The organism is Fibrobacter sp. (assembly GCF_045112255.1).
In the GTDB taxonomy this organism is placed as follows: Bacteria; Fibrobacterota; Fibrobacteria; order Fibrobacterales; family Fibrobacteraceae; genus Fibrobacter.
Map to the genome: position 1 here is coordinate 1 of NZ_JBGUHR010000098.1, position 12203 is coordinate 12203.

General features: G+C 46.9%; 11 protein-coding genes and 1 pseudogene. 7 read left to right on the forward strand and 5 right to left on the reverse strand.

From position 1 onward, the window contains the following. The 7 genes and pseudogenes from nifH to ACJMM9_RS12795 all read left to right on the forward strand — a co-directional run. A pseudogene (gene nifH, locus ACJMM9_RS12765) lies at nt 1–151 on the forward strand (nitrogenase reductase); the annotation flags it as partial. Between the two features lie 23 nt (nt 152–174). Continuing rightward, a complete protein-coding gene (locus ACJMM9_RS12770) occupies nt 175–1785 on the forward strand; it encodes a nitrogenase component 1 (RefSeq protein ID WP_405327615.1) in 1611 nt (536 codons plus the stop codon). 14 nt (nt 1786–1799) lie between these two features. Further along, entirely contained in the window at nt 1800–3149 is a 1350-nt protein-coding gene (locus ACJMM9_RS12775; protein WP_405327617.1) for a nitrogenase component 1, read from the forward strand. Nucleotides 3150–3520: 371 nt separating this feature from the next. Next, nucleotides 3521–4732: a hypothetical protein gene (locus ACJMM9_RS12780; protein ID WP_405327620.1), complete on the forward strand. Its 1212-nt coding sequence runs from the start codon at nt 3521–3523 to the stop codon at nt 4730–4732. 17 nt (nt 4733–4749) lie between these two features. After that, a complete protein-coding gene (locus ACJMM9_RS12785) occupies nt 4750–5778 on the forward strand; it encodes an ABC transporter substrate-binding protein (RefSeq protein ID WP_405327623.1) in 1029 nt (342 codons plus the stop codon). Nucleotides 5779–5789: 11 nt separating this feature from the next. Beyond that, nucleotides 5790–6605, forward strand: coding sequence for an ABC transporter ATP-binding protein (locus ACJMM9_RS12790; RefSeq protein ID WP_405327626.1), 816 nt, complete (start codon nt 5790–5792; stop codon nt 6603–6605). 107 nt (nt 6606–6712) lie between these two features. Further along, nucleotides 6713–7366, forward strand: a complete 654-nt coding sequence (locus ACJMM9_RS12795; RefSeq protein ID WP_405327629.1) for an ABC transporter permease — start codon at nt 6713–6715, stop codon at nt 7364–7366. Between the two features lie 103 nt (nt 7367–7469). On the opposite strand, the gene ACJMM9_RS12800 is transcribed toward ACJMM9_RS12795, so the two are convergent. The 5 genes from ACJMM9_RS12800 to ACJMM9_RS12820 form a co-directional block, all read right to left on the reverse strand. Beyond that, entirely contained in the window at nt 7470–8381 is a 912-nt protein-coding gene (locus ACJMM9_RS12800; protein WP_405327631.1) for a PLP-dependent cysteine synthase family protein, read from the reverse strand. Nucleotides 8382–8391: 10 nt separating this feature from the next. Then, nucleotides 8392–9549, reverse strand: a complete 1158-nt coding sequence (locus ACJMM9_RS12805; protein WP_405327633.1) for a trans-sulfuration enzyme family protein — start codon at nt 9547–9549, stop codon at nt 8392–8394. Between the two features lie 303 nt (nt 9550–9852). Then, nucleotides 9853–10695 (reverse strand): class I SAM-dependent methyltransferase, encoded by an 843-nt coding sequence (locus tag ACJMM9_RS12810; RefSeq protein ID WP_405327636.1) that lies wholly within the window; start codon nt 10693–10695, stop codon nt 9853–9855. A gap of 237 nt (nt 10696–10932) precedes the next feature. Further along, nucleotides 10933–11349 (reverse strand): NifB/NifX family molybdenum-iron cluster-binding protein, encoded by a 417-nt coding sequence (locus ACJMM9_RS12815; protein ID WP_405327639.1) that lies wholly within the window; start codon nt 11347–11349, stop codon nt 10933–10935. Continuing rightward, nucleotides 11342–12203: radical SAM protein (locus ACJMM9_RS12820; protein WP_405327642.1), on the reverse strand; the 862-nt coding region annotated here is incomplete at its 5' end. The genes ACJMM9_RS12820 and ACJMM9_RS12815, both read right to left, overlap by 8 nt.

Sequence of the window (12203 nt, forward strand, 5' to 3'; positions counted from 1 at the left end):
ACCGAATTGCAGCCAGGCCAACGTCTACCGCGAACTCGCGAAGAACATCGACGAGAACGAACTCTTCACCATCCCGACCCCGATGACACAGGACCGTCTCGAACAAATTCTCATCGACTACGGCATGATGGAAAAGGATTACTCCATTTAGCGCAAAAGGGAGATTAAATTTCTATGGGAAAGACTAATATTAATCTTAACATGACCTCGGTCGAAAACCGCGAACTTCGACTGGGGACAATTATCGGCTGGGACGGCAAAGCGAGTGACTTGGTCAAGGAATCCGCTTACGATGAACGCAGCCAGAAAAAGCATGGTGGCTGTGGCGGTAAACTGGGCTGCAAACTTTGTGAATTGCATTCTCCGCTCAACCAGGAAACGATGTGCTCCAACGCTATTATCCAGTGCCAAATTGGTAACTTGACGGACTGCGCATTGATTGACCATTCACCTATCGGCTGTAGTGGTGAAAACTCTAAATTCAACCTTTCTATGCATGTGGGTCTTAAGCGTCGCGGCAAGCCCTTGCAGAATACGCTGAACATCAGCACGAACTTGAAAGAACAGGACATGGTCTTTGGTGCATCCGAAAAACTCCGCCAGACCATCCTTGATGCCAAGGAACGTTTCAATCCTAAGGCGATTTTCATTGGCATGGCTTGTGCCACTGCTATTATCGGTGAAGACATCGACTCCATCGCTACCGAAATGGAAGATGAAATCGGAATTCCGGTTGTCCCGCTGCACTGCGAAGGCTTCCGTTCCAAGCACTGGTCCACGGGTTTCGACATTGCATTCCACGGCGTTCTCCGTCAAATTGTGAATCGCCATCCGACCAAGAAACAAAAGGACTTGATCAACATTGTGGCACTTTGGGGAACGGACTACTTCTCCGAAATGCTTGCGCCTCTCGGTCTTCGCGTCAACTACCTTTTGGACTGCGCTTCTTACGACGAAATTCGCCAGGCGTCCGAAGCTGTGGCAACCACCACCTTCTGCGATACTTTGGGTGGTTACATGGCGACAGCACTTGAAGAATCTTTTGGCGTTCCGCAAATTGACGCTCCGCAGCCTTACGGTATCAAGGGTACCGATGAATGGCTCCGCGCGATTGCTAAAGTCGTTGGCAAGGAAAAGGAAGCCGAAGAATATATCGAAAGCGAACACAAGCGCATTGCTCCGAAGCTTGCCGAACTTCGCGAATTTTTCAAGGGCAAAAATGGCATCGTGATGACGGGTTCTGCATACGCTCACGGCCTTATCAGCGTTCTTTCTGAACTTGGCATTGGCCACGATGCAGCATTGGTGTTCCACCATGACCCCGTTTATGATGGCGGTGGAGAACATCAGGATACCTTGAAGGAGCTGGTGGAAACTTACGGTGACATTCCTCATTACACTGTAAGTAAGACTCGTGCATTCCAGCTTCCGCAGCTCCTGAAGCGCGCCAAGACGGACTTCTTGCTCATTCGCCATCCGGGTCTTGCTTCTGTTGCAGGACATCTCGGATTCCCGACCCTTACCATGGGCGACGAACACATTCCGGTGGGCTATGAAGGCATTCTCCGCATCGGCGAAATGCTCAAGGGCGTTATCGCACGTACAAAGTTTAACCAGGTTCTCAAACGCAATATTGAACTCCCGTATTCTGATTGGTGGCTTTCTCAGGACGATCCGTTCTACTTGACGAATCATCCGGAAACACTTGACGACCTGCCGGAACCGAGAAATCTCAAGTTCAGCAACGTCAATAATGGCGAAAAATCTAACTCGGAAAACGCATAAGGGAGGTCTTAACAATGTCAGTTACAGTACAAAAGAAAAAAAGCAATTCTATTTCGGACCCTCGCGTTAGCTGTGCAGTTGGTGCGACCAATACTGTTGTTGCCATCAAGGGCGCTGTGCCTATAGCTAACTGCTCTCCGGGTTGCCAGCTCAAGCAGACTGCATTCCTCACTTTTGAAAACGGATTCCAGGGTAGCGTCTATGCAGGTGCAGGCAATATGCCGAGTGCAAACTCTACCGAAAACGACATCGTGTTCGGCGGCATTAAGACGTTGGATCAGTTGATTAAATCGACGCTCAAGGTTTTCAAGGGTGACCTCTATGTTGTTCTTACCGGCTGCGTTGGCGGGCTTATTGGCGATGACGTTCCGGATTTGGTTCGCGGTTATCGCGAAAAGGGATATCCGATTGTCGCTGTGGATGCCGCAGGTTTCAAGGGCAATAACCTTTTCGGTCACGAAGAAGTCGTGAACGCGATTGTTGACCAGTTCGTTGGCGATTACAAGGGTGAACGCAAGAAAGGCTTGATCAACCTTTGGTTTGAAACTCCTTACTATAACCAGAACTGGCGTGGCGACTATCAGGAAATTGCACGTATCCTCCGTGGTGCCGGCTTTGAAGTCAACGTTCTCTTTGGACCCGAAAATAACGGTGTCAAGGATTGGTTGCGTATTCCTGAAGCTCAGTTTAACTTGGTGCTTTCTCCGTGGGTGGGTGTGCGTAACGCAGAACATCTCCAGCAGAAATATGGCCAGCCGTTCCTTCACATTCCTGAAATTCCAATCGGTGCAGAAGCAACCTCTGAATTTATTCGTATGGTCGTCGATTTCGCGGGAATCGACAAAGAACAGAGCGAAAAATTCATCAAGGAAGAAAATCGCATTTATTACTACTATCTGGAACACTTCTCGGAATTTTTTGCAGAATACTGGTATGGTATGCCGAGTGAATTTGCCATCACCGCAGATTCCGCTTACACGCTTGCCTATACCAAGTTCCTCGCCGACCAAATCGGTCTTATTCCGCGCAAGGCCATCATCTCCGATGATCCTCCGCAGAAATTCCGCCAGAAAATCGAAGATGCTTTCCACAACATCAGTGAAGGCGTCGATGTCCAGGTGGAATTTGAAGAAGACGGTTACTTGATCGAAAAGGCTATTAAGGAAGTGAACTTTACTTCTGGAAAGCCGTTGATTCTTGCCTCTTCTTGGGAAATCAACCTTGCTAATGAAAAGAACGCTTTGTTCTTTGAAATTACGCCGCCTTCTAGTGAATCTTTGATTATCAATAGAAGTTTCGCAGGTTACAAGGGTGCGCTTAGTTTACTCGAAAAGATCTATAGCGCATCTGTTGGTGGAAAATAAATTTAAAGCTTCTTCACTATCATCAACAAAAGTGCCGACTGATGATTCAGCCGGCATTTTTTTATAGCCTTTCGCTATCTATGTATGATATACATAAAATTATCTTATATGTAAAGTCTGTCCTTATATCAAGTGATAAAAATAAAGTATTTTACAAAACGATTTTTGTTTTCTAATTTATGCACCGCAATCGAGAACATTGTGTTCCGATACATTAACAAATCAACACGAGGATACCTATATGTGTTGTAGCTGTAAACTCTCCAAGTAAATAAGCCACTACCTTTTTGAAGGTTGATTGGTGAATCCAAATGTGCGCAGAATATTACTCTGCGTGGTTACTCAACTCATACAAAAATAGGAGATTCTCCATGAATTTCAATATTAAAAAATCTATAGCTCAAGTTATCCTTTTGTCTTCGTTCACCGCTTTTGCCGCAGAATCCATTGCGGTTACCACAAAAACTGGCGTAAGTGCAACTCTCTACGGTTTTGCATCCTTGAACGCAGCCTACGAAGACTCCAAAAGTAATAACGGCAATTTTGCAAACTTCGCCGCTGCATCGGACATTACAAACAAAAACGATGGCGGCTGGTATTTCACTCCGAACTTGACACGAATTGGCGTCAACCTTTCTAGCGGTAGCGATACTGCATTCTTCAAGGCTAATGGTAAAATCGAAGTTGATTTCTACGGTGGCGGTTCTGGCAATGCGCCTAATCCGAGACTCCGTCACGGTTACGGCGAAATTTCCTTTGGCAAGTCCGGCTTCTCTATTTTGGGCGGTCAAACATGGGATTTGATTTCACCGTTGATAACTCCGACGCTCAACGCTGGCGTTCTCAACAACTCCGGTGATGCCGGCCTTCGCAGAGCTCAGCTCAGACTTACAGAAAAAATCCCTGTTGGCGAGGGATCTTTGGATTTTGCTGTAGCCCTTGTTCGCACGATTGGCGAAACTCAGCCTTATAACACTTCTTCTGCCTCGGAAACCGGCGTTGACTCTGATATTCCCACGATTCAGGGACGCATCGGTATTGCTGTTCCTCTTTGGGTGGAAAACAAAAAGTTTGGTTTAGGAGTTTCCGGTCATTATGGCCAAGAGGAAATCGACTTGGACGCAACTGGCGATACTAAGGATATTCCTTCGTGGTCTTTCAATGTGGATTTGACACTCCCCATTACGAAGAATTTTACGGTTCTTGGCGAATATTTTATTGGCGCAAATCTTGATACATACGCAGCAGGTATTGGACGCGGACTTGTTTCTAATGCAGAAGATCCTGAAAGTGTAAAAAGTATTGGCGCTTATGGTGGCTGGGTTGCTTTGCAGGCCAAGTTTATCGAGAAAATAGCCTTTAATGTGGGAGCGGGCCTTGACAAATTGAAGCGTGAAGACATCAGAAAAGTTGGTGGCCGTGAACAGAACTTCTCGTTCTTTGCTAATACGACCTACAATTTGACAGAAGCTTTCTCGCTTGGATTTGAATACCTTCGTGTTCAAACGGATTACTTGACCGAAAATACGGTAAAAGAAGCTGACTTGAATCGTTATCAACTTTCTGCAACATACTCCTTCTAACAATGGAGAATTCTACAATGACTCAGAATAAATTACACGTTCGAATTGCATTGGCATTCCTCTTTGTTCTCGCCTGCGTTTCATCTACGATTGCCGCAGACAAACTTTCCATCGGTTACCTGTCTTCTACGGGGCAGGGAAAATTCTTCATCGCAAAAGATGCTGGCATTTTCGAGAAGAACGGACTTGACGTGACGTTGGTGGAATTCTCGAATTCTGGTGACGGCATCGCTGCTGTTCGCGCAGGCAAGCTTGACGCTGGTGCTTTTGGCTCTCTCGCTCCGCTCATCCACATTTCGCAAGGTGCCGACATTCGCGTTATTGGCGGTATCATGGGTGGCGATCAGGCGGTTATCACTCGCAAGGAAAACGCAGGTTCCGTCAAGAAGTTGAGCGATCTCAAGGGCAAGAAAATTGCGACAATCCGCTTGGGAACTGCCGATGCCATTGTTCGTGGCGGCCTTAAGAAAGAAGGTATCGATTGGCGTAAGGATGTCTCCATTGTAGAACTCAAGAATCCGCCTGCTGTTATCGAAGCGGTAAAGAACGGAAGCGTTTACGCAGGTGTTACCTGGGGACCGCATGACCTCCGTGCTGAAGAAGCTGGCCTTTCTGTGGTGCTCCGCAGTAGGGACATCAATCCGGGGCATATCTGCTGCCGCTTGATTGCTTCGCTCCGCAAGCTTGAAGGTCGCGACGATATTTACAAACGCTTGGTCAAGTCGTTGATTGAAGCCGAAGAACTTGTACGGAATGATCATAAGAAGAGTGTAGAAATTATCGCCAAGTGGATTAAGCTCGATACGGCTCTCGTCAACAAGGCTTTCTATAGCGGCCATGTCACGCAGGATACCGACCCGAACGTGAAAGGCGTCGAATTCTTCTGGGATTTCTTGAAGGATGCTGAATTCATCAAGTCCGACAAGAAGGTTTCTGAATATGTCGTCACGGACTACTATCGTAAAGCGCTTGCAGAACTTCGCAAGCAAAAGCCAAAGTCTGAATTCTACGCTCAGGCTGAAAAAACATTCAAGTCAAGGAATTAAGGATATTCAACATGAATCAAGAGCAAAGTGGTTTTGAAGCGACAAATCTCGTTTTTTCCTATGATGGCAAGCCCATCCTGAAAGACATCAACTTGAAAATTAAACCAGGCGAGTTTGTGTGTCTCTTAGGCGAAAGCGGAAGTGGCAAGACCACTTTGCTGAACCTTCTCGCAGGGCTTACAAAGCCAAACGAGGGGCGTGTTTACTGGAACGGAAAGGAAATAGACAAACCTTCCGCAGAAAGGAGTGTAGTCTTCCAGGACTACACCCTTTTTCCTTGGCTTACGCTTCTTCAGAATGTTTCGCTCGCTATCAAAAAGACAAAAAAGGCCAAGGGCCGATTTGCAAAACATCTAGCTGAAGAATACCTGAATTTGGTGGGACTTTCAGGAAGCCTCCATAAATATCCCTTTGAACTTTCGGGCGGTATGCGTCAACGTGGTGCTATTGCAAGAGCGTTGAGCGTTGGTGCTAATGCCCTTCTTTTGGATGAACCTTTTGGGGCGCTTGACCCGGTAAATCGAGCAAGCCTTCAAGATTTGATTCTTGAACTTTGCCGAGGCGTAAAAGATCGACCGATAACGACTTTGTTTGTAACTCACGATATTCGAGAAGCTGTGTATCTTGGGAGCCGGATTATTGTGTTGGGTTCGACGCCCGGCCGCATTATTGCGGATATCCCTTTGGATTTCCCGGTGAAGAAAAATCGCAGCGATTGGTTCCGCGACGAAAAAGTCCAAAAGACAATTATCGAAATTGAAGAAGCCTATCACAAGGACATCCTTGAAAAACTCGGCCATACCGTACAGGAGGGCGCTAGCATATGAGAATTTTTGTGAAATATCTATCCAAGTTTTCTGGATTTTTATTCCTTTTGTTTTTAATTGGAATTTGGACGTTTATCAGTAGCGGCCCGGATTGGAGTAGTCAATATTTGTTCCCGTCGCCAAAAGCGATTGTTAACGCCCTTTACAATTCTCGCGAAGAACTTTTGCGGAGTGCTTGGGCCTCTCTCCTGAAACTCGTTCCTGCTTACTTTGCGGCTGCTGTTGTCGGAATTTCTGCGGGAATCGTTTCTGGATCTGTTCCCTGGGTGGGCAATATGTTAAAGCCCATTTCCCGATTTGCGGCACCCATCCCGCCTAACGTTTATATTCCCTACGCGATTGCAATTTTGCCGACATTCTACCTTTCTTCCACATTTATCATTTTCATTGCCGCTTTTTGGCCTATCTATTTGAACACCGCTGCCGGTGCCGCTGATATTCCCGAAAAATACAAGCGGAACGCTGCCATCATCGGCATTGGGCGATTTGAATACTTGTGGAGAATCGCGTTTGTTGCAAGCCTGCCTTCCATATTTTCTGGACTTTCGGTAGGCATGGGGCTTTCTTTCATTATGCTCACTGTCGCAGAACTCTTCGGCGAAAATACGGGGCTTGGGCATTTTGTGCAGTTTTATGCAGACTATTCCGATTACCCCAACATGGTTGCCGGAATTCTTTGGACAGGCATTGTGGTCCTTGCGATTATGGAACTTTTTGAATTCGTAAAACGCAAGGTTTTGTTCTGGACAAAAGCAAATTAGTTTAAGCTAGTTTATAAATCCGACTAAGAAAAACCCCTGATGTCTTAAACATCAGGGGCTATTTTCACTTTTATCTCGAAGATTTCGTTAAACCATTTTTTGACTACAAGTACAAACCCTTGCTAAAGTAACGGTCGCCACGGTCTGGAGCCACAAAGACGATGTTCCCTTTTACGCCCGAGGCAATCAGCTTTTTGGCTGCCGCGAAAGCGCCGCCCGACGAAGATCCTGCAAAGATTCCTTCTTTCTGGGCGAGTTCACGGGATCCGCCAAAGGCGTCGTCATCATTGATTTTAATGACACGGTCTACAAGCGACATGTCCATGGTATCGGCGATAAAATCGTTTCCGATTCCTTCGATGTTGTAGTCGCCATGTTCGCCGCCGCCCATTGTAGAGCCTACAGGATCTGCCAACACGCCTTGAATATTCGGGTTGCGTTCCTTGAGTGCCTTGAGAATGCCGCTGTATGTGCCGCCACTCCCTGCGCCTGCCACCACATAATCTACGTGGCCGTCGAGATCGTCGTAAATTTCTGGACCTGTCGTTTCGTAATGGGCACGCGGATTTGCCATGTTGTGGAATTGCCTGAGCGATATGGAATTTGGAATCTGCTTGAGCAATTCTTCGGCTTTCTTTTCTGCGCCAAGCATGCCTTCTTCACGCGGTGTGTTGATGAGTTCTGCTCCAAGCGCGCGCAAAAGCGTCTGCTTTTCTTGTGAGAACTTCGTCGGCACCACGAAAATCACGCGTACGCCACGGTTGAGCGCCGCAAAAGCAATGCCAAGTCCGGTATTGCCTGCGGTCGCTTCAATAATCGTTCCTCCTGGTTTAAGTGTTCCTTTGGCGAATGCATCTTCGACCATGTAAAGACCGGCACGGTCCTTTACGCTACCGGAAGGGTTCCAAAGTTCAAGTTTTACGAATAAGTTTACACCTTCAGGGACGCCGACATGCGTCAACTTTACGAGCGGCGTTTTTCCAATCAGGGACTTCATCGATTCGTAGTAATGCATATCTCGCTCCTTATGCCTTTGCCGCATCAATGGCTGCATTTACGTCTGAAATGATGTCCTCGACTTTTTCGATGCCAACGGACAAGCGAATTAAACCGTCGGTAATGCCGACTTTCTCGCGGATTTCCTTCGGGATGGAGGCGTGCGTCATTGTGGCCGGATGGCATACGAGACTTTCGACACCGCCCAAGCTTTCGGCAAGCGAAACGAGTTTCAGGGCTTTGAAGAATTTTTTGATGTCGTAGTTTTCGTAGAGTTCAAACGAAATCATAGCGCCGCCGTTTTTAGCCTGCTTCTTGTTGATTTCGTAACCCTGAGCTGTCGGGAGACCCGGATAATAAACGTGCTTTACGGCATCGTGCTTTTCAAGGTAGCGGGCGATGGTTTCTGCATTTTCTGTATGGCGATCCAGACGGACGCCGAGCGTCTTGATGCCGCGAATCAGGAGGAAGGAATCGAAAGGTCCGAGAACTGCACCCGTTGCGTTCTGCGTGAATGCGAGTCTTTCGGCAAGTTCCTTGGAATTGACAACGGCAAGGCCTGCCACCAAATCGCTGTGACCGCCCAGATACTTTGTAGCGCTATGCACTACGATGTCCGCGCCAAGTTCAATCGGACGCTGCAAATAAGGTGTCATGAATGTGTTATCGACGATAGTCAAGAGATTGTGCTTCTTGGCGATTGCGGCGACGCCTGCCAAGTCCGTCACTGTCAAAAGCGGGTTTGCGGGGCTTTCGACAAAGAATGCCTTGACATCGGGAGTAATCTTGGATTCGAGCGCTTTCAAATCGGTGGTGTCCTCGATAGAATAGGTAATGCCGAGATTCTTAAAGACTTTATCCAAAACGCGGAATGTGCCGCCGTAAACATTGCTCGAAATGATGATGCGGTCACCTTGCTTAAAAAGCGAAAGTACGGTCGTTGTCGCTGCCATACCCGAAGCGAATGCGAAACCTGCAACGCCTCCTTCGAGTTCTGCAATCAAGGCTTCGAGAGCTGCGCGGGTCGGGTTCCCTGTGCGTGAATATTCCCAGCCACTGTTTTCGCCAAGTCCGGACTGCTTGTAGGTGGATGTCTGGTAGATGGGAACGTTTACGGCTCCAGTCGTCTTGTCGCCATCAATGCCACCGTGAATGAGTTTTGTTTCGATATTGTTGAAATTAGACATAAGATAAAAGTCTCCTATGACGCTATGAGTGCTAGCGCCTTTTGTGTTTTAAAATTTGTTATGAATAAAAAAAATCCCGCTACGGAACATGAAAACCGAGCGGGAACCTGTTTAAAAGTATAGCCTAAAAACTAGATGCCCGTCCGACATCAACAACAACACACCGAGTTAAAGCTATTGAAAAGAAAATTCATTTTTTATTTCCTATTGGAATTGTATGTTTAATGTAGATAAAGCAATTTGTTTTGGCAAGAGATTTTTGTATACTATTTTTCTAGAACTCGCGATAAAAGATTTCTATAATCACTTTATTGCCGCAATAAGCCGAACGGAGTCGAAAGCCTTGAGGTTTCCCTTTTGAAAATACCGCTGCTGCAGTGCGTTTTGTCCAAGGAACTCATCGACCTTGAATCCGTAACGTTCAAGAACTTCAAAAACTTCTTGATCGCGATAGCTGTCGGCCATTGTTTCTCCGCAATCTGCAACTATTTTTCGCAGTTTTTGAACGGAATCCGAAAGCAAATCTTTTTGCAGATAATCGAAAACGATTGAAATTCCTGTCGTTGCAATTTCCGAAAACTGGCGGATGGTCTCGGCAAATATGCGTAGAGGGAGGTAATACGAGACTCCTAATATGCTGACGATGGTAGGCTTATTTCTATCGAAACCGTTTTCGACAAGTTTATCTACAATGTGATCTTTGTTGAAATCTACCGCGACGAAGTGGACGTTTTTTGTTACATTCCACTGGAGTTTGCTTATCCGTTTTTTCTTGTAGCTTTGCGTCTGTAGCAAATCGAGTTCAAAAATCTCGACGTTCGGATCTCTATTGCGGAACGAGAACGTGTCAACGCCAGCTCCGCAAATCACGTATTGAATCTTTCCTGATTGCGCTAAAAGCTTCACGCGATCCTCTGCAAAGCGGCTTCGCGAAAGTACAATCGGAAGGAAATATTTTCGATTGAATAATTCAACCGAGTTCTCAGACTCTTCTGGGAATTGCTTTAAGATGAAGTTTGAAACATTTTCATACTCCTCTTGTCCCATGAAATCCAGTGCCAGAAAGTCGTTGAAAACCGCGTGGTTTGATTGTGACGAATGCCAGGCACGGGCAAAAGCGCACAGTTTTGCCGTTAAACTTTCCATTATATTAAATCCTGAAAATTTGTGATGAGGGCGAAAGCCCATAAGGAAAGCCCGTGCAGGATAACCATACACGGGCGTGAAAAAATCAATATCACAAATAAGCGCCCGTCAACATCGGCCGCTCATACAACAAATATTTGCAAATTGAATTGACATTCTTATTCCTATAAATTTAGTAGGAATTAATATAAAATCGTTTTGTTATTTCGTCAAGAGTTTTTTAGAAAAATTTCGATTTTATGCATTCTTGTTTTGCAGCCCCTTGATTCTAGCAAGGCGCTCGGCAACTTTGTTTCGGTATAAATTTATCTTGGCAATCGCATCGGCAATCGGGAGCGCAATGTCAAAAGCGCGCACGTTAAAACGGGCCAATGACTGGATGGCTTGCGGGCCGAGCTGTTGGCAAAGAACGTAGTCCAAGTCTGCAAGATTCTTGGCGGCTGCGAACATCGATGAATGTTCCACTTCTTGGCGACCGCATGTTCCGTCTCCGCAAGAACCGTCACAGTGTTCCGGCTTCACGCGGACTTCGACTTTTTCAAATTCCCCGCTCACATCATCGACTTCGTAAATGTCGAACGCTGCGGCATGTCCAAAATGGACGTTGACATTGACGCCATCATTCGTGGCGACTGCTACTTTGTATTTAGCCATGAGAGAAAGTCTCCTTTACACGGATGCGATCCATGTAGATTTGTGCGCCGATGTCATAGACGCCGGGGACGCCAACGGCGTCGGCACGGCAATGTGCGCAGTGTTTGAATACGTTGATGAATACGCCGGCCTGTTCCTGTGCAATTGCAAGTCCCTTCGGAGTCGGTGCCGGAATGTCCTTGAATCCGTTCTGCGGAATCAAGGGAATAATGTTGTATATAATTGCGCCTGCTTCGCGGACGGTTGCTGCCAAGTCTTCGATATGCTGGTCGTTGATTCCCGGGCAAAGTACCGTATTCACCTTGATGAGCGTTCCGCTCTTGGCGACCTTGCGGATGCCTTCGAGCTGGTTGTGTATCAAGATTTCTGCCGCTTCGACGCCTGTGTAGGTCTTGCCGTGGTAAAAAATCCTTGCGTTAATCATCGCTTCGATTTCCGGATCGACTGCGTTTACCGTAACCGTGAGTGTGTCGATGCCCACGTCGATGACTTCGTCGGCCTTGTCGTTCAGCAAAAGGCCGTTAGTGCTCATGCAGCGGATTAATTGCGGAAATTCCTTTTTCACCAAGCGGAAAGTATCCAAGGCGAACGGCGTTGCGAGCGTGTCGCCTGGCCCAGCAATGCCTACTGTGGTAAGCTCAGGCACAAATTCTAATGCCTTGCGGATGTATCCGCATGCTTCTTCAGGCTTGATGACTTTGCTTGTGTTGCCAGGAACCTGTGCATCTTCGTTGATGCGGCGGTCGCAAAAGCGACATTCTATGTTGCAGCCCGGGGCGACGGGCAAATGGATGCGCCCTTTTCTGTTCTTGCACGCCCCGAAGCAGGGGTGCTCTCTAAAAACGTTTTCTTGA